Origin of the sequence: Paenarthrobacter sp. JL.01a, from assembly GCF_025452095.1 — a bacterium.
GTDB lineage: Bacteria > Actinomycetota > Actinomycetes > Actinomycetales > Micrococcaceae > Arthrobacter.
Genome location: NZ_CP104877.1, coordinates 3,405,743 through 3,427,134, shown reverse-complemented (window position 1 = coordinate 3,427,134; position 21,392 = coordinate 3,405,743). Strand labels below are relative to the sequence as shown.

Annotated in this window: 28 protein-coding genes; 10 read left to right on the top strand and 18 right to left on the bottom strand. The window is 61.9% G+C overall.

Translation table 11 applies throughout. The features are described from left to right. Positions 1-376: 376 nt before the first annotated feature. Together N5P29_RS16110 and sigK are read left to right on the top strand one after the other, a co-directional pair. The gene (locus N5P29_RS16110; protein ID WP_262275819.1) at positions 377-1,663 is read left to right on the top strand and encodes a helix-turn-helix domain-containing protein; all 1,287 of its coding nucleotides are present in this window, start codon (positions 377-379) and stop codon (positions 1,661-1,663) included. A 113-nt stretch (positions 1,664-1,776) separates the two neighbouring features. Then, positions 1,777-2,553 (top strand): ECF RNA polymerase sigma factor SigK, encoded by a 777-nt coding sequence (gene sigK / locus N5P29_RS16105; protein WP_262275818.1) that lies wholly within the window; start codon positions 1,777-1,779, stop codon positions 2,551-2,553. Here sigK and N5P29_RS16100 read toward each other — a convergent pair. The 6 genes from N5P29_RS16100 to N5P29_RS16075 form a co-directional block, all read right to left on the bottom strand. Next, complete coding sequence (locus N5P29_RS16100; protein ID WP_262275817.1) at positions 2,498-3,355, bottom strand: alcohol dehydrogenase catalytic domain-containing protein; 858 nt, start codon at positions 3,353-3,355, stop codon at positions 2,498-2,500. The two genes, sigK and N5P29_RS16100, sit on opposite strands and share 56 nt — an antisense overlap. Positions 3,356-3,364: 9 nt before the next feature. Further along, positions 3,365-5,155 carry an NAD(P)/FAD-dependent oxidoreductase gene (locus N5P29_RS16095; RefSeq protein WP_262275816.1) on the bottom strand — a complete coding sequence of 597 codons (1,791 nt, stop codon included), beginning with the start codon at positions 5,153-5,155 and terminating at the stop codon, positions 3,365-3,367. 172 nt (positions 5,156-5,327) lie between these two features. After that, on the bottom strand, positions 5,328-6,083 hold the full coding sequence (locus N5P29_RS16090; protein ID WP_262278605.1) for a ZIP family metal transporter: 756 nt from the start codon (positions 6,081-6,083) through the stop codon (positions 5,328-5,330). A gap of 110 nt (positions 6,084-6,193) precedes the next feature. Next, positions 6,194-7,069 (bottom strand): hypothetical protein, encoded by an 876-nt coding sequence (locus tag N5P29_RS16085; RefSeq protein ID WP_262275815.1) that lies wholly within the window; start codon positions 7,067-7,069, stop codon positions 6,194-6,196. A 2-nt stretch (positions 7,070-7,071) separates the two neighbouring features. Continuing rightward, a complete protein-coding gene (locus tag N5P29_RS16080; RefSeq protein ID WP_262275814.1) occupies positions 7,072-7,578 on the bottom strand; it encodes an RNA polymerase sigma factor in 507 nt (168 codons plus the stop codon). A gap of 184 nt (positions 7,579-7,762) precedes the next feature. Next, positions 7,763-8,710: a hypothetical protein gene (locus N5P29_RS16075; protein WP_262275813.1), complete on the bottom strand. Its 948-nt coding sequence runs from the start codon at positions 8,708-8,710 to the stop codon at positions 7,763-7,765. A gap of 207 nt (positions 8,711-8,917) precedes the next feature. Here N5P29_RS16075 and N5P29_RS16070 point away from each other — a divergent pair, with 207 nt between their 5' ends. Continuing rightward, positions 8,918-9,280 (top strand): hypothetical protein, encoded by a 363-nt coding sequence (locus tag N5P29_RS16070; RefSeq protein WP_262275812.1) that lies wholly within the window; start codon positions 8,918-8,920, stop codon positions 9,278-9,280. Positions 9,281-9,433: 153 nt separating this feature from the next. Here the strand turns inward: N5P29_RS16070 and N5P29_RS16065 are convergent, their stop codons facing one another. Beyond that, positions 9,434-10,021: a DinB family protein gene (locus N5P29_RS16065; RefSeq protein WP_262275811.1), complete on the bottom strand. Its 588-nt coding sequence runs from the start codon at positions 10,019-10,021 to the stop codon at positions 9,434-9,436. Between the two features lie 406 nt (positions 10,022-10,427). Here N5P29_RS16065 and N5P29_RS16060 point away from each other — a divergent pair, with 406 nt between their 5' ends. Beyond that, entirely contained in the window at positions 10,428-10,895 is a 468-nt protein-coding gene (locus N5P29_RS16060; RefSeq protein ID WP_262275810.1) for a nuclear transport factor 2 family protein, read from the top strand. After that, positions 10,895-11,461 (top strand): TetR/AcrR family transcriptional regulator, encoded by a 567-nt coding sequence (locus tag N5P29_RS16055; protein WP_262275809.1) that lies wholly within the window; start codon positions 10,895-10,897, stop codon positions 11,459-11,461. Before N5P29_RS16060 ends, N5P29_RS16055 begins: the two co-directional genes overlap by 1 nt. 76 nt (positions 11,462-11,537) lie before the next feature. Here the strand turns inward: N5P29_RS16055 and N5P29_RS16050 are convergent, their stop codons facing one another. From N5P29_RS16050 to N5P29_RS16040, 3 genes are all read right to left on the bottom strand, one after another. Beyond that, positions 11,538-11,765 carry a hypothetical protein gene (locus N5P29_RS16050; protein ID WP_262275808.1) on the bottom strand — a complete coding sequence of 76 codons (228 nt, stop codon included), beginning with the start codon at positions 11,763-11,765 and terminating at the stop codon, positions 11,538-11,540. Positions 11,766-11,849: 84 nt separating this feature from the next. Then, positions 11,850-12,008: a hypothetical protein gene (locus N5P29_RS16045; protein ID WP_262275807.1), complete on the bottom strand. Its 159-nt coding sequence runs from the start codon at positions 12,006-12,008 to the stop codon at positions 11,850-11,852. Between the two features lie 110 nt (positions 12,009-12,118). Next, a complete protein-coding gene (locus N5P29_RS16040) occupies positions 12,119-12,370 on the bottom strand; it encodes a hypothetical protein (RefSeq protein ID WP_262275806.1) in 252 nt (83 codons plus the stop codon). 121 nt (positions 12,371-12,491) lie between these two features. Here N5P29_RS16040 and N5P29_RS16035 point away from each other — a divergent pair, with 121 nt between their 5' ends. Then, on the top strand, positions 12,492-13,955 hold the full coding sequence (locus N5P29_RS16035; protein WP_262275805.1) for a protein adenylyltransferase SelO: 1,464 nt from the start codon (positions 12,492-12,494) through the stop codon (positions 13,953-13,955). A 385-nt stretch (positions 13,956-14,340) separates the two neighbouring features. On the opposite strand, the gene N5P29_RS16030 is transcribed toward N5P29_RS16035, so the two are convergent. Next, positions 14,341-14,757: a MarR family winged helix-turn-helix transcriptional regulator gene (locus tag N5P29_RS16030; RefSeq protein ID WP_262275804.1), complete on the bottom strand. Its 417-nt coding sequence runs from the start codon at positions 14,755-14,757 to the stop codon at positions 14,341-14,343. A 140-nt stretch (positions 14,758-14,897) separates the two neighbouring features. On the opposite strand from N5P29_RS16030, the gene N5P29_RS16025 reads away from it, so the two are divergent. Both N5P29_RS16025 and N5P29_RS16020 read left to right on the top strand, forming a co-directional pair. Then, a complete protein-coding gene (locus N5P29_RS16025) occupies positions 14,898-15,245 on the top strand; it encodes a hypothetical protein (protein ID WP_262275803.1) in 348 nt (115 codons plus the stop codon). A gap of 92 nt (positions 15,246-15,337) precedes the next feature. Then, positions 15,338-15,700, top strand: a complete 363-nt coding sequence (locus tag N5P29_RS16020; protein WP_262275802.1) for an ArsR/SmtB family transcription factor — start codon at positions 15,338-15,340, stop codon at positions 15,698-15,700. Positions 15,701-15,723: 23 nt separating this feature from the next. On the opposite strand, the gene N5P29_RS16015 is transcribed toward N5P29_RS16020, so the two are convergent. Then, a complete protein-coding gene (locus N5P29_RS16015; RefSeq protein ID WP_262275801.1) occupies positions 15,724-15,897 on the bottom strand; it encodes a hypothetical protein in 174 nt (57 codons plus the stop codon). A 27-nt stretch (positions 15,898-15,924) separates the two neighbouring features. Here N5P29_RS16015 and N5P29_RS16010 point away from each other — a divergent pair, with 27 nt between their 5' ends. Then, a complete protein-coding gene (locus N5P29_RS16010) occupies positions 15,925-16,770 on the top strand; it encodes a cation diffusion facilitator family transporter (RefSeq protein ID WP_262275800.1) in 846 nt (281 codons plus the stop codon). A 78-nt stretch (positions 16,771-16,848) separates the two neighbouring features. Here the strand turns inward: N5P29_RS16010 and N5P29_RS16005 are convergent, their stop codons facing one another. The 4 genes from N5P29_RS16005 to N5P29_RS15990 all read right to left on the bottom strand — a co-directional run bounded on the left by N5P29_RS16005 (position 16,849) and on the right by N5P29_RS15990 (position 18,822). After that, positions 16,849-17,127 carry a winged helix-turn-helix transcriptional regulator gene (locus N5P29_RS16005; RefSeq protein WP_262275799.1) on the bottom strand — a complete coding sequence of 93 codons (279 nt, stop codon included), beginning with the start codon at positions 17,125-17,127 and terminating at the stop codon, positions 16,849-16,851. Continuing rightward, positions 17,124-17,528: a VOC family protein gene (locus tag N5P29_RS16000; protein ID WP_262275798.1), complete on the bottom strand. Its 405-nt coding sequence runs from the start codon at positions 17,526-17,528 to the stop codon at positions 17,124-17,126. The genes N5P29_RS16005 and N5P29_RS16000 overlap by 4 nt, the downstream gene beginning before the upstream one ends. A gap of 78 nt (positions 17,529-17,606) precedes the next feature. Beyond that, positions 17,607-18,074, bottom strand: coding sequence for a hypothetical protein (locus N5P29_RS15995; protein WP_262275797.1), 468 nt, complete (start codon positions 18,072-18,074; stop codon positions 17,607-17,609). A gap of 166 nt (positions 18,075-18,240) precedes the next feature. Beyond that, complete coding sequence (locus N5P29_RS15990) at positions 18,241-18,822, bottom strand: DUF1349 domain-containing protein (RefSeq protein ID WP_262275796.1); 582 nt, start codon at positions 18,820-18,822, stop codon at positions 18,241-18,243. A gap of 148 nt (positions 18,823-18,970) precedes the next feature. On the opposite strand from N5P29_RS15990, the gene N5P29_RS15985 reads away from it, so the two are divergent. Further along, the gene (locus tag N5P29_RS15985; RefSeq protein ID WP_262275795.1) at positions 18,971-19,351 is read left to right on the top strand and encodes a DUF7793 family protein; all 381 of its coding nucleotides are present in this window, start codon (positions 18,971-18,973) and stop codon (positions 19,349-19,351) included. Here the strand turns inward: N5P29_RS15985 and N5P29_RS15980 are convergent. Continuing rightward, positions 19,348-20,085 carry a GAF and ANTAR domain-containing protein gene (locus N5P29_RS15980; protein WP_262275794.1) on the bottom strand — a complete coding sequence of 246 codons (738 nt, stop codon included), beginning with the start codon at positions 20,083-20,085 and terminating at the stop codon, positions 19,348-19,350. The genes N5P29_RS15985 and N5P29_RS15980 overlap by 4 nt on opposite strands. A 76-nt stretch (positions 20,086-20,161) precedes the next feature. Next, on the bottom strand, positions 20,162-21,361 hold the full coding sequence (locus N5P29_RS15975; protein WP_262275793.1) for a glycoside hydrolase family 26 protein: 1,200 nt from the start codon (positions 21,359-21,361) through the stop codon (positions 20,162-20,164). Positions 21,362-21,392: the final 31 nt, after the last annotated feature.

The window sequence follows — 21,392 nt, the reverse complement described above, 5'->3', positions numbered from 1 at the left end:
ACAGCCATTGGCTGTGTGGCCGGACCTGAGGGCGTCTTCAGTCAGGCCGGCCACACTGGCTGCTGCTGGGGAAGGGGGGAAAGCAGCCAAAGGCACCGCTGGCTTCGTCGTCCAAAGGCCAGCCGGTGCTTCGTGATTGGTTGGCGAGGCTCCAGCCACCCCAACTGCGGCCGTCCCCCGTCCCCCATAAATCGGACAGCCTCACACAAATGCAGTGCGTATTGTGGCGGAATCGTGTCGCCATTCGTGGGGAGATTCCGTAGCCGCTGCCTTTGTGACCCGCAACACAGCAGGAAGCAGCCCGGTTTACACTGGAGGGGCGGCGCACGCCCCTGAACGTGGTCCGGCAATTCGATGGTGAGTTGGAGGAATCTGCATGCCAAGTGTCACTGCTGATGCAGCGCGCGTTGATGGCCTGAGGCTGTCCGCTCCCTCCGAGTACGCCCGCATTCTCCGCAAAGCCCACGAAGCCACCATTTCCGGCCATCCGGATCCCCGCATCCCGACGTCGTTGTTGGAGTCGTGGCAGCGATCGATTGCGCTGGGCATCAACCCTGAGCGGCACAGTCCGTTGCGCCGGCACGAGGTGGATGAGGCCCGCACGCTCGGCGCCGGTCATCCGTTGGCGCCCGTGATACCAGCGCTCACGCAACTCCTCGCCGACGAAACCCCGCACGGCAGGCACCTTCTGATCGTTACGGACCATCAAGGCGAGGTGCTGTGGCGCGTGGGCAGCAGCCATGCTTTGCAGCAGGCCGATTCTCTGGAATTCATTGAGGGCGCAGACTGGTCGGAGTCGGGAATCGGCACCAATGCCATTAGTGAAGCCCTTATTACAGGAGCGCCGGCGCAACTGCTCTCCGCCGAGCACCTTGTCCGTTCCCATCACGAGTGGGCCTGCACGGCCTCGCCCATCCGCGACCCACGCACCAGCCGGATCCTCGGGATCCTGGACGTCTCCGGGCCAATCAACACCGTCACCCCGGACAGTCTTCGCATGGTGCGTTGCGCTGTCCGCCTGGCCGAGGAGCTGCTGCGGTCCAGTATGCCGGCTGTCAGCGCGGGAGACGGTCCGCCCGCCACGCTGAAACTGAACCTTTTGGGGGACACGCCAACAGCAGAGGTCGACGGCGGTGCACGCCAACCGTTGACGCTCCGCCGGGCGGAAATCCTGGCTTTGCTGGCCTCGCGTTCGGGCGGCTGGAGCGCTGAGGAACTGGCCTATCACGTGCATGGTGAGGACGGCGCGGCCGCGTCGGTACGCACGGAGATGCACCGGATCCGTGCGGCCCTGGGGAAGGTCGTGGAGGCCAATCCCTATCGTTTCGCGGCCGGCATGGAGGTGGTCACGGACGTTTCCACGGTGACTGGGCATTTGCGGGCTGGGCGGGTTGGAATGGCGCTGGAGGTCTACAGAGCACCGCTTCTTGCGCGTTCGGGCAACCTCGCGATCGAGCTCCTCCGCGACGAACTCAACGCAGCAGTCGGCGCCTCCGTGCGGGCCAGTGGCAACCGGGACCTCATGCTGCGTTGGTGTTCCACCGACATGGGGGCCGATGACTTCCATGCGTGGGCTGCGGGCGGAGCAGCTGTCGGCAATGATCCACGCCTTGGATTGCTGCAGGCACGGATGGCCCGGAAGGATCGCGAGTTCGGAGCCTAGCCGAGGTCCAAGGTGGCGTCGGTGAATAAATAGATTTCGCTAGGAAAACTAGCTAGTTATTCTAGTTATATGTATGCTTACGAATGTTCCTGACGTTGCTTAGCCCCGGAGTCGTGAGTGTCTTGGTTACTTTCATCGAAGTCCCACCGCCTGGGCCCTTCAACGTCCCGGATGAAATCGACGACCACACCGGCAGCCGCATGGACTGCACCCGATCTACCCTGGACGGCACCTCCGCGCCGCAGGGCGGACGGGTGGCTCACTGCGGCACCCTTGATCTCGGCGGGCTGCTTCGGGAAACCGGGCAGGGAAGCCATGAGGCTTTCACGGAGTTCTATCGGCGCACCTCGCCCCGCGTGTTCGGGATGGTGCGCCGTGTAGTAGTCGACCCGGGCCTCAGCGAGGAAGTGACCCAGGAAGTCTTCATTATGGTGTGGCGGCACGCGGCGGCATACGATCCTGGACGGGGAAGCCCGACTACCTGGCTGCTGACGATCGCCCACCGCAAAGCTGTGGACAGGGTGCGCTCGCAGCAAAGCAGTACCGACCGCAACGCACGATGGGCAACAGCCTCGTACACCCGCCCCTATGACGAGGTCGCAACGTCCTCCTTGGACCGCATGGAATCGCTGCAACTCATGGACTCGCTGGCAGCACTGTCACCGCTGCAACGCGAGGCGATTGTCCTGGCATATTTCGGCCCCCTCACCTACCGTGAGGTCGCTGAAAGCCTTTCGAAACCGCTTCCCACCGTCAAGTCCCGCATCCGGGATGGCCTGAATCTACTCCGGGAGCAACTCAAGCCCGCCCGACGGTGGGAACGGCCAGCAACCATCACGGATGTACGAGGATCTTCACCGCCGTGTCATTGTGGTGGATCAGGGTGTTGAAACCCTTTTCCACCAGTTCCTTCAACGCGATCCTGCCCGTGATGAAGGGCTTGAGGTCAACCTTTCCGGCCACGTCCGCGCCTACGCCGTCGGTGAGCTCCAGGATCCGGACCTGAAGATCCTCCTGGCTGGGATCAATCACAAGATCTGCAACCCCGCTGGAGATCGCCTTTTCCTTTCGGGCTTCACTGAGTTCACTGATGACGGTGGTGACCCCCTGGCTTTTCAGAACGGCCGCCGTCAGCAATCCGATGGGTCCGGAGCCGCCCACCAGGGCGACATCGCCCGCTTTTGCCCCACTGCGCGTCACGGCGTGATGGGCTACGGACAGCGGCTCGATCAGGGCCGCTTCGTCCAGTGGAATGTCGCCGATTTTGTGGACCCACCGGGTGTCGACCACCACCATGCTCCCCAGGCCGCCGCCTCCGCCGGAGAGCCCAATGAAGCCCATCTTGGTGCAGAGGTGGTAATTGCCGGCTTTGCAGGGCGGGCACTCATCGCAGACGAAGTAAGGCTCCACCACGACGTTGTCGCCGACTTCAAGAGCCTGAACGCCATCTCCAAGCTCCACGATGGTCCCCGAAAATTCGTGTCCCATGGTCACCGGTGCTTCTTCCTGTGACAGGGGATGGGGGTGCCCCGGTGAGGGTACGAAGATGGGGCCTTCGAGGAACTCGTGGAGATCGGTTCCACAGATGCCGCACCAAGCGACTTGAATCTTGACGCTGCCGGGCCGCACCTGCGGCTCGTCGACGTCGTCGATCCTTATGTCGTTCCGGGCGTGAAATCGTGCTGCTTTCAAAGTTGCTCCTTAGCGCGTGTGGTGGGATGGCTGCAGGCTGTACACGGGGGTGGGCAATCCCTCCATTCGGGCCTTGAGCTGCAGGGCCAGGTACTTGGAGTAGTGCCTGCTCTGATGCAGGTTCCCGCCGTGGATCCAAAGGTTCTCAACATTGGTGGGCTTCCACATGTTGCGCAGTTCGCCCTCCCATGGGCCTGGATCTTTGGGGGTGTCGGAGCCGTAGCCCCAGCACTTGCCCACCTGATCTGCTACTTCGGGGGAGACGAGGTCCGCGAGCCAGCCGTTCATGGAGCCATAGCCGGTGGCGTAGATGATGACGTCGGCTTCGAGTTCGTCGCCGTTGTCCATGATCACGGCGTTCCCGGTGATTTTGCTGACCTGGCCGTTGGCGAGTTTCACCCGACCGTCGATGATCAGCTGAGAAGCGCCGACGTCGATGTAGTAGCCGGAGCCGCGTCGCAGGTACTTGAGGAACAGGCCCGAACCGTCAACTCCGAAGTCCAGCTCAAATCCGGCGGCTTCGAGCTGGGAGTAAAAGTCGGCGTCGCGCTTTGCCATCTCTTGGTACACCGGCACCTGCGCGGCCGGGAGGATGCGGTAGGGGAGCGAGGCGAACAGGAGGTCGGCCTTCTCGGTGGTCACGCCGTTGGCCAGTGCCCGTTCGGAGTAGAGGTCCCCAAGGGCAAGGTCCATCAGCGATTCGCTCCGGGCGATGTGGGTGGATGAGCGTTGGACCATGGTGACGTCGGCGCCGTGCTCCCAGAGATCGGCGCAGATATCGTGGGCCGAGTTGTTGGAGCCGATGACCACGGCCTTCTTGCCGGTCCAGTCACCGCCGCCAGGATGCTTGGAGGAATGGTATTGCTCACCGAGGAAGGTCTCGGCGCCGTCGAAGACTGGGATGTTCGGGTAGCCGGAAACGCCGAGCGCGAAGACGAGTTGCCGGGGACGCAAGGTGACCCGTTCGCCGTCGCGAATGACATTGACCTCCCAGGTGCCGCTCTTCTCGTCCCAACGCGCCTTGGTGCATTCGGTGTTGGACCAGTAATTGAGTTCCATGATGGAGGTGTAGTGCTCCAGCCAGTCGCCGATCTTGTCCTTGGCTGCAAACACGGGCCAGTCGTCGGGGAAGTTCAGGTACGGCAAGTGGTCATACCAGACGGGGTCGTGCAGGTGCAGGGACTTGTACCGGTTGCGCCAGGCGTCGCCGGGGCGGGCGTTCTTGTCCACGATGATGGTGGGCACGCCCAGCCGGCGAAGCCGCGCGCCAAGTCCAATGCCGCCTTGGCCGCCGCCGATGACCACCGCGTACGGCTGGTCCTCGTAGCCGAGGCGGGCAGCCTCCTCCTCTTTGCGTTCCAGCCAGGATTTCCGGCCTTTTTCGATGCTGTGGGTGACCCCTTGTTCGCGGTTGGGTCCCTTCTTTTCTTCGAAGCCCTTGAGCTCCTGCATGGTGGTCAGGAGGGTCCAACATTTGCCGTGGCGGAGCCGCAGGTGTGCATAGCCCCTTCCTTGCAGTGTTTCGAAATTCACCCAGGCTTCGGGGTTGGCGGCGTCGCCCGTGGCGTTTTCGACCAAGGTCCACTGGGCAGGCTGGACGTCTGCGAGAACGGCTTCCAGCATGTCCTTGATGGCGTCCTTGCCCTCGAGGGTCTTGAGATTCCAGGTGAAGGAGACGAAGTCGCGCCAATACGATTCGTCTTCGAAGAGTTCCAATACGGCGTGGATGTCCTGGCTGCGCAGAGCGTCGTCGAACTGCGTTAACCAGGCTTCCACCGCACCGTTGGCTGTGTCAGGCATGATTCCTCTTTCCGTTGCTGGCGAGGGGACACCATCCGGCACGTCATTGGCTGGAAAGTGGCCCACGTCACAAGTAAAGGTCGGAGGGGGTTACAAGAGGGTTACACGACGGGTTGGCGTCGACGGTCGACGGCGGTCGCGTCACCTCCGTTGGACTGTCGGCGCCCGGTGGTCAGCCGCCCATCTCGCTGACGGTGAAAGCCGTCAGAAAACCGACTGACGCGATGAGTCCGCTCAGCAAGTGGTGCTCTTCAAAGGCCTCGGGAATCATCGTGTCCGCAAGCATGGCCAGAATTGCCCCTGCCGCCGTGGCAGTGATGAAAGCGACCACCCCGGCCGGGGCGCTCTCCAGCGCTGTGAACCCGATCAGGGAAGAGATACCGCACAGCACCGCGATTCCGCCCCATACGCCGAATACGTATGCCGCGCTGCGTCCGGATTTCTTCATCCCAGCGGTACTGGAGAGCCCCTCCGGGACATTGGAGATAAACACCGCAGCAAGCATCGCAGGGCTGACTGCGCCGCCGGTGATCAGGCCGAGGCCCAGGACTACTGACTCGGGGATGCCGTCCAGGAGTGCGCCGACAGCGATTGCTGTCCCGCTGCCTGGGGACTCGGCCTCGCTTGGTTGCCGGTCACCGGAGCGCTTCCGATGTTTTGCTCCCCGTCGGGCCAGCAAGAAGTTCGCGCCAACATAGACCACGGCGCCAGCCAGAAAACCGGTGACCGTCGGCCAGAGCCCACCACCGCTGGCCGCTTCATCCACGAGGTCAAAGGCCAAGGCGGAGATTAGGACACCGGCGCCGAATGACATCACCGAAGACACGATCTTTGGCGGGATCGTCCACTTCCACGACAACGCCGCACCGAGCACCAAGGCGCCTCCGGCGATCGTTCCCCACATCAGGGCCTGCAACCACATCGGCAACGCGTTCTCCTCCCGCCTACCTCCACCGCCCGAAGCGGCAGACATCAATAGGTCGTAAGGTTACTTGCTATTTGGATATGGACCAAAACCCTTTTGTGAGGAGGGGCCGTTCACTGGGTACTGGTTCCCGTTGGAGCGGCGGGGCCGGGGCCGACGAGCTGTGTCCTGAGCCGGACGGGGATGCCGTTGGTTTCAAACTCGTGGTCCATGGACTGTTGGGCCGTGGTGAATTTATTGTTGGGGTCGTTTTGCAGGGCGAGTGAGTGGAATTCCCAGTTGTGGACGCTGGAATACACCTGCCCGTACTCATCCAGGTATCTTCCGTTGCCCTGGAGCCTGGCAATCCTGTACCAGGCGTTGCCGCCGTCCAGGCCGATGGCCCTGATCCCCTCGTCTGAGATGGCGTATGCGAGCCAGCCTTCAGCACAGCCGAGGACGGTGTAGTACTGCTGCTCATTGGCCGGGATGGGCTTGATCGCCCGGACTTGGTCGTTCCGCCGGATGTCGATACTGTCCGGGGTGCATGCTCCTGCGGCGGGTCCTGCAGGCGCGGTGGTCGGCGGTACCGTGGCCGGTGGCGGGGGCGGGGTGATAACCGTGGTCGAGGTCGGAGAAGGGGTCCATACCGGGGTTTCGGTTGGGGTCGTTGTTGGTGTGGGGCTGGCCGTCGCGGAAGGGGTGACCGTCGGAGAGGCTGTCGGCGTGGGGGTGGCCGTGATGCTCGGGGTGTCGGTAGTGGCCGGTGCCGGGGCCGATTGCGGGACAAGATTGTCTGCTACAACGACAGCACCGACGACGGCGGCAGCGGCCAGGACGACGCCGGCTGTCGCCGCCCAGCCGGTCCGGCGGGAGGTGCGGCCGGCGAGGGAAACGAGGTTGGGGTCATCGGAGAAGACATGCGACCGGCCCGGCAGGACACCGGGCGTGGTGCCGGGTTCGGGCACGTTTGGTTTGGCATTTTTCATGAGTTGTTCGATGCGGTCCATGGTTAGACTTCCCGTTCTGTCATGAGGTGTTGTGGTGCGGCTTTCGCAAAGGCTTTACGCGCCCGGTGGAGCCTGACCGCGGCAGCGGAGGCTGTGCATCCAAGGCTTTCGGCCAGTTCCGCGGTGGTCAGGTCATCCCAGTAGGAGAGCATCAGGATTTCCCGATCCCGGTCTTTGAGCTTGGAGAGAATCTCCGCAACGCTGGCCTGCTGCTCATCGTCGTCGGTGGTGACGGCCTGGACCCGGGCTTCTTCAGCCAGACGATGCATAAGTTGATCGCGACGGCTCCGCCCTTTGTATTCGTTGCCGAGCACATTCCTGGCCGTAGCTATCAGCCATCCGACACCGGGCGGCTCCGGCGGTTGCTTCTCCCACACGATACGGAACACGTCGTTGGCTAATTCCTCGGCCCGTTCGCGGTCGTTGATCCGGTACGCGATGTACTGGTAGATGCGGCTGAAGTGTTCAGCGTGAAGAGCAATCAGTTCCTGCTCTCTGGTAGCCAACATCCTTGTTCTGATCCCCCGGGGCTAGTGCGATGTGATGAGTCAACCCTTTAGTGTCCTGGGAAGCGGCGTTTCTTACATAACCGGAGAAAAAAGTTTCAGCTTTCTGTTCCGGTAACCCTGGGAACACGGCGATACCCGGCAAGCTCCCCCAATGAGCGTGCCGGGTATCTGGACCTGGTGGTGGTCAGGCAGCGTAGCGAAGGCTCGTCAGCAGTGCCCGCAGCTTGACGTATTGATCGCTTTTCATCCATGCTTCAGCGGTTTCAGGCGTCATGGACGCGTCGATCTCGGCTACCGCGGTAGCCAGCCCGTTCGGCATGATCATGAAGCTGTTCACGGAGGTGCTGTCGGGACCCTCTGTCATGAAGTAAGAAGACACAACACCCATGTAGTAGCGGACCGGAAATTCAGGGAAGGGATAGTCATCCCTCACGAAGACGAAGTGTGAAGCTCCATCACGGCTGTCGAACGCGCTGAGTTCCTGGGCATCGAGGATGGTGCGATTGACCGGCCCACCGACCAGACCACCGGTTCCTCCGCTGGTGATGCGAGCGACTTTGCCACCGGTTTCGTCGAAGATAGTGGCAGCCAGCGAGTTCTCCTTGCCGCCAGGGTGGTTTGCATTTTCGTTGTAGTCGTCCTGCTCGATCTTTGCGCTCCAGCCCGCCGGTAGATCAAACGAAATGTGCCCATCAGGGAAGGTGTACGTGCCAGTCACTGGAGTACCAAGTGAAGTGTGAGGTGTGGAGGGAACCACCGGGGAGACCGGAACAACCTCGGGGACGAGTGGTGTGGCAGGCGGAAGGGGTGCGGCGTCAGGTGTGTGGGGAACAGCGACCGGCGCTGCCGGAATGGTGGCAGCTTCCTGCCGTGGCAGCGGGCCCTCGTTGGCGGGCAAAGGTGCCGCCAGCAGGATGGGAGCACCTGTTTCTTCAGCGGTACTGGGTTCTGGCGTCGGCAGTACCTGTTCCGGGTCGGCCACCGTTGCCGGGGCCTGGGTGCTGGCTTCTGATGCTGGGGTGATAGCAGTACTGGCCCGCGGCGTTGCTGGTGCGCAGGCTGTGAGTGTCAGTGCCAGCGCAAGCGATGCGAGAGTGGCGGTCTTGGCGTGGCCGGATCGGTGGTAATTCATTGGTCTGGGTCCTTCCCCCAAGGAGTGAGTAAGCAGAATGGCCTGCTCGTACATGTTGTTTCCGGGGTGGGACGAATAATTACACGCGGCACCAATAATTTCTGCGTGCGGAACGGTCGACGGCGCTAGGGTCCGACGGCGGTCGCGTCGCCATCTGCTTGTGCTTGCCCAGGGTTAGGCTGGGGCTTCTCATGTTTGGGGGAATGAATGAAACGTGGCTGGAAGATTGGCTGCGCAGGGGCCGTCCTGCTGGCTTTGTCCTCATGTGCCGGACCTGGCATCGAAGAATTGGGACGAAGCGCAATCCGGGACCGCGCCGCAGACGGCATGGACTGGTTCACCGGGTTCACCTCAGCCGCTGATACCTCCGATCGGAACGCGGTGCGCTCAAGGTTGCAGGGAACCAACATCGCATACATGTACGGCTGGGACCCCGACGGAAATTTCTATGCGGACCGGTACTACCGCGAACACCTGACCACCAGTGGGGGTTGTGGGCTGAGCAGCGAACTGTCAGCGCCTGTGTGCGATACACGGAAAAACCCGGAGGGCCGGTCATGGAATCGGTAGCCTGTCCTGACGAGCCACCGTTTACAGAGCGGGTCGACGAACAGGTGGCCATTCCTTAAGGTGGCATCTTTCGGGCGCGCAGCAAGAGTGGTCTTGAACCGCCGGCAATGACTTAGATGGGAACCCTGCCAATCCTGGAATGTCCGACGATAACTAATGCCCGTCGGCTAACTTTTTCAGCCCTAGATTCTGCTCTTCCCACTGATCGGGGGTGAGGTCTGGAATATTCGGCGCGGACGGACGCAGGCCTACGAAACCGTCCAACTGCTCGCGAACGATGTCCAGGTGTCCGGCGTGACGATGAGACTCGGCGATCATGTGTACCAAAAGGCGTTCCACCGTAGTCTTCCGATGCTTTGTCCACCACTCCACTACGGCCGGTGAATTCAGTTCAACTCCATCGAACACTGCATCGACTGCGACGATGGTCTCGCGATAGATATTGACCGCGTCGACAAGCGTCATATCCGGCGGTGGGAGGAAGTCTGCCCGAGCGTCCCCTGCTTCGATAACGTGCCGTATAAGTACATTCTTAATTTCCCGTCCAAGACTTGAAATAAAGTATTGGGATTCGGTGACAGCCAGGTGGAGCAGTAGGCCCATGACATGGGTGCCTGTCGGAGTCAGGGGAGTACGCGCCTGGGCATCACTCAAACCCTCGCATTTCCACAAGATTGCTTCCCGGGCATCATTCAGATACTCACGAAGCTGCGCCCCTTGGTCATGGTCAGCGATCGGCATGAACTGAACGCTACACGGTAGTTCGCCTCTAATCCCTGACGGCTTGGCTGCACATACCCCTCCAACGTCATGTTTGATGCAGATCGAAGCTCAACAACATCATGGCCATGGCGGAAGTACTCACTCGCGACCGTGACGCCGGCAGGATCCCCCGGGACACAGACACCCATGCATGCCATGGCTGGTTTTGTTGGAGCGACGTTGCAAGGAATGAGCCAGCAAGCCCGCGACGGCGCCAGTAAAGAGGACCTTCTCATCGGGGGCTGTCCCCAAACAACGCGCCATCAGTAGGACTCACGGTACTGTCCACAGGCCCCAAGGGGGTTGACGACAATTTCCTCCAGTTGTACCATTTAGTACAGGTTGTACCAATTGGTACAACCTGCATTTTCCAAAGGAGTCCGCCATGTCTCGTCCCCCTTTCCCTCCGTACACCGAAGAGACCGCTATTCAGAAGGTCCGTGCAGCCGAGGATGGCTGGAACACCCGGGACCCCGAGCGCATTTCCCTCGCCTACAGCGAGGACAGCTGGTGGCGTAATCGCTCGACGTTTGTGCAGGGTCGGGCCGCCATCGTCGAGTTCCTCGCTGACAAGTGGGAACGCGAGCTCGACTATCGGCTCATCAAGGAGCTGTGGGCCTACACTGATGACGTCATCGCCGTCCGCTTCGCGTACGAGTACCATGACTCCACGGGCCAGTGGTTCCGCGCTTATGGCAACGAGAACTGGCACTTCGACAAGGATGGACTCATGACGCACCGGCACGCGAGCATTAACGACCTGGCCATCGACGAGGCCGAGCGTAAGTTCTTCTGGGACACTTCCGGACCCCGTCCTGCGGATCACCCTGGCCTGAGCGAACTCGGACTGTAATGCCACGCACCCTTCTTGAACGCTCGGACGCCGTCCGCGCCCTCGCCGGTGTTTTCCGCCGGCGAGGGTTTGAGAGCAGCTCCCTGTCTGTAATCCAGCAGGAAGCCGGCATCGGGCGGGGCAGTCTGTACCACTTCTTCCCGGATGGGAAAACAGACATGGCCAGGGCGGTTCTTGACCAGGTGAGCGACTGGTTCGAGGATGAGGTCTTCGCACCGCTTCGCTCCTCAACTGACGCCGCTGAAGCGGTCTCCGCGATGACTAAGGCGGTCTCTGACTACTTCGTTACCCGCGAGAACGTCTGCCTGTTCGCGGCAATGACACTCGGTGAAGAGAAGGAGACGTTCGCCGACGAGGTCAAGACATATTTCGCGGATTGGATCGACGCGTTGACCGCACTGCTTCAGCGCGGCGGGCTCAGCCCCGGGGACGCTCATGGCAACGCACTGGACGCCGTTGCGGTGATCCAGGGTGGACTAATCCTTACCCGTGCCTACAGCGACGAAACTACGTTCTTGGGGGTCATGGAGCGCGTCGAGCGTCGCCTCCTCGCGCAGCTCAACTGACCCCCGGACGCGCAGCCAGATCTCAATTCTTGTAACCAACGTGAGAGTCAGGGCGTATGAGACGGCGGTCTAGGTCCTACTCTTCTTCGTTCTCCTGCGCTGCGCGCTGTCGAAGAACCTGCCGGTCTTCCCAGATCCTGGCGCCGATGAAGGCACCTCCACCAATTCCAACGAGGGCCGTCACAACCAAGACCACCAGACTTGAATTGCCCTTTCCGAGAACAGAGAGCACCAACCACGCGACAGGCACACCTGAAGCGGTAACTCCGGCCGCAAAAAGGAACACAAACAATGGCTTCTTCATGCGTAGATCTCCCTGTGTCATACCAGCCATCGAGTCGCCATAGTCATGTTGTGCAGCGTTTGGGTCGCCTCTTTAGTGAAACTCTCAGTCGTCCTCTGACCGCGCTGCCCTTTTCAGCTCGGCGATCCGCAGCCGTAGGAAAATGATCGTCAAGACCAGGGCGTACAGAGCCAAGACGAATACCGCAATCACGAAGACTGCGTACAGAATGCCGATGATTCCGAAGGCCGGATTTAGATTCACTGATTCCCTAAGAGTCGTTGGGTCCCAATGCTAGGCAGGCTGCCGGTCGTTCGCTTGGATGGATAAAGGTGTGTCACCGGACCGCGGTCCAGCCGGCGGATTGCCCGTGACTAAATGTTGAACGGCCTCATTACCACCATGATCACGATTGCGAGCACGATATCGAGCACCGCCAGCACGATCCCAGGGGTGGCTTTAACCCCCTGCACCTCCGCCTTGCGGGCAAAGATAAAGGCCGCGATGCCCAGGGGAATTCCCAGGATGAAGATCCCTATGACGCCCAGGATGATCGACGTCTTCTTGTATGACCGGCCGAGCCTTCGTTGAATTTCGATCTCAGTGGAGTCGGTTACAGTCGTCATGGTTTCCCCCTGTTTTATTGGTATTCGGCTTGAAGGATAACCCGCGGACGCCCCAACTCCTGCAGTCCGTGTCCCTAAGTAGCCTTACCACCCCCACCCAAAACCGCCCTATCCTTAATTGATGAGCCACTCCGCCGAATCCACCATCGCCTTCGAGGGTCAGTTCGCCCGCGACTTCCCTGAGCTGGCCATTCCGTGGCGCGCGGAGGAAGCCCCGGATCCGCAGCTTCTGCTGCTCAACCAGCCACTCGCCGTCGAACTCGGTTTTGATCCTGACTTCCTGCGGAGCCCGGAGGGTGTGCGGCTGCTGATCGGCAATGACCTCCCGGAGACTGCAACCCCTGTCGCGCAGGGCTACGCGGGGCACCAGTTCGGCTGGTATTCGCCGCGGTTGGGCGATGGGCGCGCGCTCCTTTTGGGCGAGGTCGCCGACGTGGATGGGAAACTGCGCGACATCCACCTGAAGGGTTCGGGCCGGACACCGTTCGCGCGGAACGGTGATGGCCGGGCCGTCGTCGGGCCTATGCTGCGCGAGTACATCGTCAGTGAAGCGATGCACGCCCTGAATATCCCGACGACCAGGTCCCTTGCGGTCGTCGCGACGGGACACTCGGTTCCGCGTGAGACGGTCCTGCCGGGCGCGATCCTCACCCGCGTGGCCAGCAGCCACATCCGGGTCGGCAGCTTCCAGTACGCGAGGGCCAGCAACGACATCGAACTGCTGCGCCGCCTCGCCGACCATGCAATCGAACGCCACCACCCGTCGTCGAGCACTGAAGAGAACCCGTACCTCGCCCTGCTCAAGGGGGTCATAGCGGTCCAAGCGCGGCTCGTGGCCGAGTGGATGCTGGTCGGCTTCGTCCACGGCGTGATGAACACGGACAACATGACGGTGTCCGGCGAAACCATCGACTACGGTCCGTGCGCCTTCATCGACGGATTCGATCCCGGCGCGGTCTACAGCTCCATCGATGAGCAGGGCCGCTACGCCTACCGCAACCAGCCGTTGGTGGCCGAGTGGAACCTCGCCCGCTTCGCCGAGTCGCTGGTGCCCTTGATCCACGAGGACGAGGAGCAGGCCGTGGCGCTCGCGGTGGAGGCGCTGGGCGGCTTCCGGCAGCAGTACAGCGCCGTCTGGTTCAGCGGCATGCAGGCCAAGCTTGGGTTGCCTGAGGGAATGGACGACGCCGGTGCCTCGCCTCTGGTGGATGACCTCCTTGAGTTGGTCAAGGAGGCGCGGGCCGATTACACCTCATTCTTCCGTAATCTCAGCAAGGCCGCCCGGGGCGATGCCGAACCCGTCCGCGGCGCGGTCCTTGACCTTCCCGCGTTCGATGACTGGCTGGAGCGCTGGCAGGCCGTAGGGCCGGACGCTGATGCCATGGACCGGGTGAATCCCATCTACATTCCGCGCAATCACCTGGTGGAAGAGGCCCTTGCGGCTGCAACAACAGGGGATATGGGCCCGACGGCGGAACTGCTTGAGGCGCTCGCTTCACCTTTCGTTGAACGCCCTGGTTTGGAGAAGTTCGCTACTCCGGCACCTGAGAGCTTTGGCCCCTACCGTACGTTCTGCGGCACCTGAGTTTAATGCCAAGGGCAAGCGTCCCGAAGGGAATCGCTTGCCCTTGGCATGCCTCTTGCCTTTAGCTCCAGACGGCCCTGACCACCAGGTCTGCGCCCGCAGCAAGATGGTTGCCTGTGTGTCCTGCATCGAGAACGCATACGTCCTCGGCCTCGGGCGGCCCGGTGGATACCAAGCATTCAGCAGCTTGGAAGCTCAGAAGGTCTACTGGGAGGCTGTCGCCTATGTGAAGTTCACTCATGATGCCCTTTTGTTTGTCCGGGCATCGCTAAGCTTTGCTGGCCCGGGATTTTGGAGAGACTTCTCCTGTGCGCGCCGGACTTCATCAGCGATAACTCCATACTGCCTTGTTGGATGGCTCACGTCCACGTGGCCATCAGTTGGACTAGCCGATTTCGGTTTCCCTCACGATAGCGATGAGCTCCTTGCGCAGGCTCTCGGAGTCGAGGTCTACGTTGGCAAGTGCTGCATTTTCCAGGCCGTGGGACTGTTCCAGCAGATCCTTGCCCAGGGCGGTGATGGAGACCAGTTGGCCGCGGCGGTCGAAGCGGTTGGCCTCACGGACTATGAAGCCGCGTGACTCGAGCCTCGCAAGGAGCGGTCCGATGGTCTGGGCTTGCACGCGGATGTTTTGGGCCAGTTTCCCCGGGGCGATGGGGCCGGCGGCCGCGACCGCATCGAGTGTCAGGACCGCCGGGTAGGTCAGACCCAGCGGGCGGAGTTTCTCATTCCAAGCAAGTTCCACCAGCCGTGCCGCAGTGGACAGCAACCGGCTGGTCGGCCAACGTTCCATATCAGGCATTCAGGCACCCCCCGCCTTGTCGCTAATGATCAGGTTGCTTATTACATTACATGAATTGCTGCCCGAGGGAAGTTGATCACCTTACGTATGGTCGTTGCTGCCGTTTCGGGGTCCTGTGGATCTTCCTGTTCGACTCCGGCGTGGAGGCGAAATCTGATGGCCAAAGCGAAGTCGAATGGGAAGAAGTCCGCGAGTCAGCCCGGGCGTGGCGTAGTTCGGTCGTGGCAAGGGATATTCAGCTGGCCGAAGAAGGATCAGTATCCTCGTTCGATCTGACTGCTGCTCTTGAAGACGGCTCGAACGTCAGAGGCCGCTGGCGCCCGGTGAAGGCGTCCTCAAGGTTGCCGCTTCAGCCGCAGGTCCCCGGCGTCGGTTCTGACGTGCTCGTTTGGCGGGTGCCCGGGGCGGACAGTGCGACACTGATCATCCAGGTCATCGACCCGACGGTCGTAAATCCGAGGCCTAATACGGAGTGGCGTTCAACCTAAAGGTGAGCGGGTGGCCCGCTTAGGGTCACCCGCCCGGTCGGTGGGCGGGGAGTCAACGGTCTCCCATTTTCCGCGTGTGTCATAATATGCGTATGAATGCAGATAAGTGTGGACTGTCGGTCGATAGTGGTTTTGTCGAGTTGGCGGTTGAGGTCTTCGCGATGCTCGCGGACGCTACCAGGGTGCGGATTGTCCTGGCACTCCGCGATGGCGAGATGTCTGTGAATGAGCTCGCTGAGAGGGTAGGCAAGCCTCAGTCGGCAGTGTCCCAGCATTTGGCGAAGATGCGTCTGGCCAGGATGGTGTCCACCCGCCAAGAGGGGACCCGGGTGTACTACAGGCTGGAAAACGAGCATGCCCGGCAGTTGGTCGCCGACGCGATCTTCCAGGCCGAGCACAGCCTCGGGGGAACGCCACCGCACCACCACCAGCAAGCGGCGGGTGGGGCAGCATGAGCCGCGCAGATGGCGGCCGTGAGTCAGGGGCGGGACAGCTGACTGAAGCGGCCGATCTGCACGCACATGGCCACGAGCACGGCCATGATGGCCACCACAGTCATGACGGGTACAGTCACGGCCACCACCATCATGATCATGAACACCCGGGTGGGTTGAAGGGTTTCCTGCACGGACTCTTTGTCCCGCACAGTCATGACGCCGCGGATTCCGTGGACGAAGCCATGGAAAGCTCTAAAAAGGGCATTCGTGCACTGAAGATTTCGCTGGCTGTCCTGTTGGTAACGTCCCTGCTCCAGTTGGGTGTTTTCGTCCTCAGCGGGTCGGTGGCACTCCTGGCCGACACGATCCACAACTTCTCAGACGCCCTGACCGCTGTTCCGTTGTGGGTGGCCTTTATCTTGAGTCGACGGACGGCAACGAGGGCTTATAACTACGGCTTCGGCCGTGCCGAAGACCTTGCTGGGCTTTTCATCATCGCCATGGTTGCTCTCTCCGCCATCGTCGCGGCAGCCGAATCAGTTGTCAGGATCTTCCAGCCCCAGCCGTTGAGTAACCTTGGCTGGGTGTTGGCTGCGGGGCTGATCGGGTTCGCCGGGAATGAAATAGTGGCGGTGTACCGCATTCGGGTCGGCAAGGAAATCGGCTCCGCAGCGCTGGTGGCCGACGGGGTCCATGCCCGGACAGACGGATTCACTTCACTTGCTGTAGTCGCCGGTGTCATAGGGGTGTGGCTCGGTTTCCCTCTCGCCGACCCGATCATCGGTATCTTGATCTCCGCCGCCATCTTCGTCCTGCTATGGGGCACGGCCCGGGATATCGGACGGAGGCTGCTTGATGGGGTGGATCCTGAGTTGCTCGGACGGGTCGAAGACGCCATTGCACCCATAGCCCCGGTGAAATCGACCGTAAAACTTCGCTGGAGCGGGCACCGGTTGCACGTCGAAATCATCGCCCCCGTGGATCCGCACTGGACCATGTCAGAGGTCGCCGGCCTCCGGCACAGGCTGGAAGAGACAGTCCGGGCCAGCATCCGCAACGTCGGTTCGGTGACGATCGTTGCCAGCTAACGGCCCGTCCGGTCCCAGGGCCGGGGCACGTGGCGTCGGTGGTGCTCAGGACGCGTGGTGCTCCAGGCCGGATCATGGTCACTTCTCGTCGACCCAACGCGCCAGCGCTTCGATCGCCTCGCGTAAGGCGAGCCCGCGATCGGTCAGTGCGTAGGCGCGGGTGTTGTGTTTGAGGGGCAGGCGGATCAGTACTCCGGCGGTTTCGAGCTCACGGAGGCGGGTAGCGAGGATGTTGGTCGGCACTCCCAGGTCGCGCTGCAGATCGCCATACCGCTGTGGCCCTTCGAGCAGCCGTTCCACGATGAGCAACGCCCATCGTGCGCCGACTTTGTCGAGGGCCGCGGCGAGGTCGCTCACGCGGTCGGTTCGGTGTCCGGCTTCATCCAGAAGGGTGAGTAGTGGTAACCGTCGGGGTCGTCGAATTGGCGCTGGTACATGAACGGGTAGTCGTCGGTGTCGCCGACCCGGCCGCCTGCGGCGCCGGCGCGTTCGGTGAGTTCGTCTACCGCCTCACGGCTGCCGAGGTCGAAGGAAACCGTGACTTTCGACGGCGTGTCGGGTCCGCCGACCAGTTCCTCGAAACCGCCTACGCTCGCGTACATCTCGCGGCTGCCGAGCATGACGTACTGCTCGGGCGCGATCTCGAAGCATGAGACGTTGTGGTCTGACATCTTGGCATTGAGGGTCCAGCCAAGGGCGTTGTAGAAGGCAGTGGAGCGCTCGACGCTCTCAACGGGGCACGTGATAAAGAGGCTCATGCGGCCATACTTGCAAAATGCAAGTGCGACGTCAAGGCGTTGCCTCTAACGAAAATCCTTGCGGGCAAAACCGCTGATTCAGGACAGCTCGTAGGCTGGCCGTCCGCCATTTCGCTCGTCGCCATGCACCTGAAGTGCGCGGCGCATGGCCTGGCGGTTTTCTTCCACGGCGTCCGGTTGGCCGGCGACGCGGTAGAGGTCAGCGGCCCATTGGAACTCGTCGGCTGCGGACCGGAAGCGGGCTTCGTCAAAGAGGCGGCGGCCGATGTGGTGGCGGACGTACGCTTCTTCGTCGGGGGTGCGGACTGTCCGGAGTGCCTTTTCGTGCAGCACTGCGGCGTCGTGCCAGTGGTACTGCCGTTGATGGATCTGGGCCAGGATCAGGAGCAGCTCACGGCGATCGGATGTGTCGGAGTCGGACAGAAGCTTGCGCCCTTCTTCCAGGGCTTGGCTGTCACGTCGCAGCAAGCCCAGGTACCTTACGCGCTCCACGGGCGGACAGTCGCCTTCCAGTGCAGCTTCGAGTGCGGCGCGGTTGATCACCACGTCGCGGAATGTCGAAGGGTCAGTACGCCAAAGACTTGCAGTATCTTCCACCGTGATGTGCCCCCCATAGGACTGTTACGGAGCCGACTGGGTTCGCAACCGCCGTCGACGGCTAGCTGCGGAAGTCTCCATAATCTCATGAAGTCCCCACCCCGCAAGTCAGGCGTCAGTGAAGCTGGCTGTCCGGGGGAGTGGCGCGCCAAGAATGGAAGGGAACGGTTAGGCCAGCTCGCGTGGGGGCGCAGACGAGGGGACCGGCAGACGCGGTCAGTTCCGGTGCGAACGGCACTACGCGGACCAGTTGAAGGTCGCCCGACCCGGCGGCAGCGCGGATGGTCAGGGCGTCGCCCGAGCGGCTGATGCGCACGCGGACCCGGCCGCCGTTCCATTCCGGGACGGGCGCCAACGACCAGTCCGAGAAGCGGTCGGTGACCACCGCGCCCAGTTGTGCGGCGCCGTCGGCGAATTCCACACCCGCCTTCACCCAATGCTCGGCGCTGACGCGGACAAAAATCCCCGCTTGGTCGAACTGCTCCGAAAACGCGGCGGTGAACTCGACCTCCATGGCGCTGTCCTGCGGAAACGGAGTCAGCAGCGCGTGTTCGGTGTCGTGCACGAAACCGTAGGAGGTGACGCACCAGGCGTCGCTGCTTTCAGCTGCGGTCACCAGCAGGTCAGTTTCATGCTCGACGACGGCGACCGGCTGATTGGTCCACTCGCCGCGGCTCCACGGGATGTCGGTACTCATTGGGCTCCTTCATGTGCGGAATCGGGCAGGTAGTTCGCTCGTTGTCATAGGCAAAAGGTGAGTACAGGCTACCCGTGCGGAAGCCGGGCAATTGCCCTTTACTGAGTTCAGTGGATCCACGCCACAGCAGGACACAAGGAGGTGCAGGATGAACCGGATTGAACTGGACGACAGCGTCCTTAGTCTCGAAAACGGACTCCTGCACTTGGTGTGGAACCACGGTGTGCACATCGACGCGGGCAACGCCCGGGCAGCCATGGACGCTGTCAATAAGCTGGCCAAGGGCCGGTCCTTGCCCCTGCTGGTGGACATGGCCCAGACCGGATTCCTGAGTCATCAGGCGCGTGAAATCTTCGAAGAACCGTGTGCAGCTTCGAGGATCGCGCTGCTCGGCGAGAGCCCCGTTGACCGAACTGTGGTCCAGTTCCAACTACAAACCAGCCACGTCCCGTGTCCCACCAGGTTCTTCACGTCGCGGCTGGAGGCCTTGGCCTGGCTTGCGGAGGCAGTGCAGGCGATCCCGGGCTAGTCCTCGAAGTTCAGCTTGGCGTCGGCGCTTCCGGCCACCTTTTCCACGACTTCCTCGGCCACATCGCGGAGCTTCTGGTTGCGGTGACTGGAGGCCTGAGTCAACAGCCGGAATGCTTCGTCTTGGCTGATACGGCTTTGGGCCATGATCACGCCACAGGCCAGGTCGATGGCGGTTCTGCTGGCCATTGCAGCCTTCAAGTCCGCGTTGAGTTGTTCCATGGCCTCAATCCGGATGGCCAGGCGCAGGGTGCTGCCGGCAACGTCGGCGAAGGCTTCTGCTTCCTTAATGACTTCCTCGGTAAAAAGCCCAGGGGCCGGAGCGAAGAAGTTCAGAACGGCCTCCGAGGTTTCTCCGAGCAGCAGGGGCACGCCAAGTGCGCTGTGGCAGCCGTGTTCGGCCAGGAGCTTGCTGTATTCGGGCCAGCTCGTGTCAGTCTCGACGTCGGCAAGGAGTACCGTACGGCCCTTGTCCAAGGCATCCAGACACGGGCCTTCCTGAAGCGACTGCTCAAGCTTGTCCAGCTCCACTGCCTTCTCGCTGCTGCCCGCAACCGTGGCTGTGCGCTTGCGACGGCGAAGTGTCACCGCGCAGTCGATGGGAGCCCCGCTGCTTTGGCTGATGGCCGTTGCGGCGAATCTGGTCAGGCCGTCGAGGGTCCCTTTGATGTCGGCGGAGCCGGCTACCAGTTCGTGCAGCCCGCGGATGTGTTCGCCATGATCAAAGGTCTCCATGGGGCCAATGGTAGGCCACTCCCGCCAAGACTGGTCCCTGCTTTTGCCGCGTTACGCGGATGGACCGTCAGTGGTCTCAGGTGCCCCCATCTTGGACGGGTGTGCAGGCCTCCGGCGCTGGTGAAAATGTGAACCATTCCGGCAGTGCTGACGTGTAGGCGGCACGCACCTCAGGATCCTTTGTGGAGGTCCAGTCCACCACGCCCTTGACCTCTACCTCGTTCTTGTCCCACTCGAACCAGTTGATCATTTTCAGTTCCGGGTAGTCCCGTGGAATCGCGGGGTCGAAGAGCTGGCCCCACCATGCTTCTTTGATGGCCAAGGGGTTGGCGCCTTCGCCGGACGCCGTGGTAAGCGCCGCAGTTTCGGGGATAGCGACGGGCTTGTTTCGCTTGGCGCCGTACTCCGTGTAGAAGTCGGGAACTGCGAGGTCGTTTCCGCCGGCTCCGTTGTAGTTGCCCGTGAGCTGCTGGATGAACTTGCCCGGCTCGGGAATGACGTTGGCACCCCAGGGATAGGTGTTGCCCCAGTGGTAGAGGGACATACCGACCCAGTCGACAGCTGCGTCGCCGGGGTAGTAGGGGGCGTACGGATCGTCGGCCCCGGTGACTTGGCCGTCTTTGTCGGTGTCCAGGAGCGCGTAATCCGGGGTTCCGGCCACTGCTTCATATTTGCCGCCGCTGAAGGGGTAACCGCCGCCGTAGTTCGGCGCCCACATCATGGCACTGCCCGGAGCCTTTGCGTGGATTGCTGTGGCCACAACCTGATAGGCGGCAACGTAGGCGGTGGGTTGCTGGCCCCAGGCATACCAGGAGCCGTTCATTTCGTGCGCGAACCTGACGATCACGGGCACACCCGCGTTGTTGAAGCGTGCCAGCGTGGATGCCAGTTCTTCCGCGACCTCTGGAGTGACAGCGGCCAGTCCCAGCTTGGGTTCAAGGGTGAGCAGCATTGTGCCGCCGTTGGCGCGGATCTGTTCGTAGGCTGCGTCGACGTTCCGTTTGTCGGTATCCGCCATGGGGAAGTCCGTAAAGGTCACGGTGACTGCAGGGCGCTCGCCGAGGTTTTTAGCGTATTGCTCCAGGGTTTCGTGTTCCCAGTCGAGGTTTACCCCGGCCAGTATTCCGTCCTTGGGAGCCGACGGCGGCGTGGGCTGGCACGTGGGGAGCGGGGGAGGGGTGGCACCCGGCTGCGACCCAACGCAAGCACTCAAGCAGCTTCCCAGCACAATGCTTGCAGCAATGACAGCACCGATCTTTTGTGGTCCCCAAGTCATGGGTTTCAATGTAGCAGCGCAGCTGTACCAT

Coding starts and splice junctions, on each gene's coding strand:
- N5P29_RS16110 (WP_262275819.1), top strand. CDS start 377: ATGCCAAGTGTCACTGCTGATGCAGCGCGCGTTGATGGCCTGAGGCTG.
- N5P29_RS16095 (WP_262275816.1), bottom strand. CDS start 5,155: ATGCCTGACACAGCCAACGGTGCGGTGGAAGCCTGGTTAACGCAGTTC.
- N5P29_RS16085 (WP_262275815.1), bottom strand. CDS start 7,069: ATGGACCGCATCGAACAACTCATGAAAAATGCCAAACCAAACGTGCCC.
- N5P29_RS16080 (WP_262275814.1), bottom strand. CDS start 7,578: ATGTTGGCTACCAGAGAGCAGGAACTGATTGCTCTTCACGCTGAACAC.
- N5P29_RS16075 (WP_262275813.1), bottom strand. CDS start 8,710: ATGAATTACCACCGATCCGGCCACGCCAAGACCGCCACTCTCGCATCG.
- N5P29_RS16070 (WP_262275812.1), top strand. CDS start 8,918: ATGAAACGTGGCTGGAAGATTGGCTGCGCAGGGGCCGTCCTGCTGGCT.
- N5P29_RS16065 (WP_262275811.1), bottom strand. CDS start 10,021: ATGCCGATCGCTGACCATGACCAAGGGGCGCAGCTTCGTGAGTATCTG.
- N5P29_RS16060 (WP_262275810.1), top strand. CDS start 10,428: ATGTCTCGTCCCCCTTTCCCTCCGTACACCGAAGAGACCGCTATTCAG.
- N5P29_RS16055 (WP_262275809.1), top strand. CDS start 10,895: ATGCCACGCACCCTTCTTGAACGCTCGGACGCCGTCCGCGCCCTCGCC.
- N5P29_RS16050 (WP_262275808.1), bottom strand. CDS start 11,765: ATGAAGAAGCCATTGTTTGTGTTCCTTTTTGCGGCCGGAGTTACCGCT.
- N5P29_RS16040 (WP_262275806.1), bottom strand. CDS start 12,370: ATGACGACTGTAACCGACTCCACTGAGATCGAAATTCAACGAAGGCTC.
- N5P29_RS16035 (WP_262275805.1), top strand. CDS start 12,492: ATGAGCCACTCCGCCGAATCCACCATCGCCTTCGAGGGTCAGTTCGCC.
- N5P29_RS16030 (WP_262275804.1), bottom strand. CDS start 14,757: ATGCCTGATATGGAACGTTGGCCGACCAGCCGGTTGCTGTCCACTGCG.
- N5P29_RS16020 (WP_262275802.1), top strand. CDS start 15,338: ATGAATGCAGATAAGTGTGGACTGTCGGTCGATAGTGGTTTTGTCGAG.
- N5P29_RS16015 (WP_262275801.1), bottom strand. CDS start 15,897: ATGACTGTGCGGGACAAAGAGTCCGTGCAGGAAACCCTTCAACCCACC.
- N5P29_RS16010 (WP_262275800.1), top strand. CDS start 15,925: ATGGAAAGCTCTAAAAAGGGCATTCGTGCACTGAAGATTTCGCTGGCT.
- N5P29_RS16000 (WP_262275798.1), bottom strand. CDS start 17,528: ATGAGCCTCTTTATCACGTGCCCCGTTGAGAGCGTCGAGCGCTCCACT.
- N5P29_RS15990 (WP_262275796.1), bottom strand. CDS start 18,822: ATGAGTACCGACATCCCGTGGAGCCGCGGCGAGTGGACCAATCAGCCG.
- N5P29_RS15985 (WP_262275795.1), top strand. CDS start 18,971: ATGAACCGGATTGAACTGGACGACAGCGTCCTTAGTCTCGAAAACGGA.
- N5P29_RS15980 (WP_262275794.1), bottom strand. CDS start 20,085: ATGGAGACCTTTGATCATGGCGAACACATCCGCGGGCTGCACGAACTG.
- N5P29_RS15975 (WP_262275793.1), bottom strand. CDS start 21,361: ATGACTTGGGGACCACAAAAGATCGGTGCTGTCATTGCTGCAAGCATT.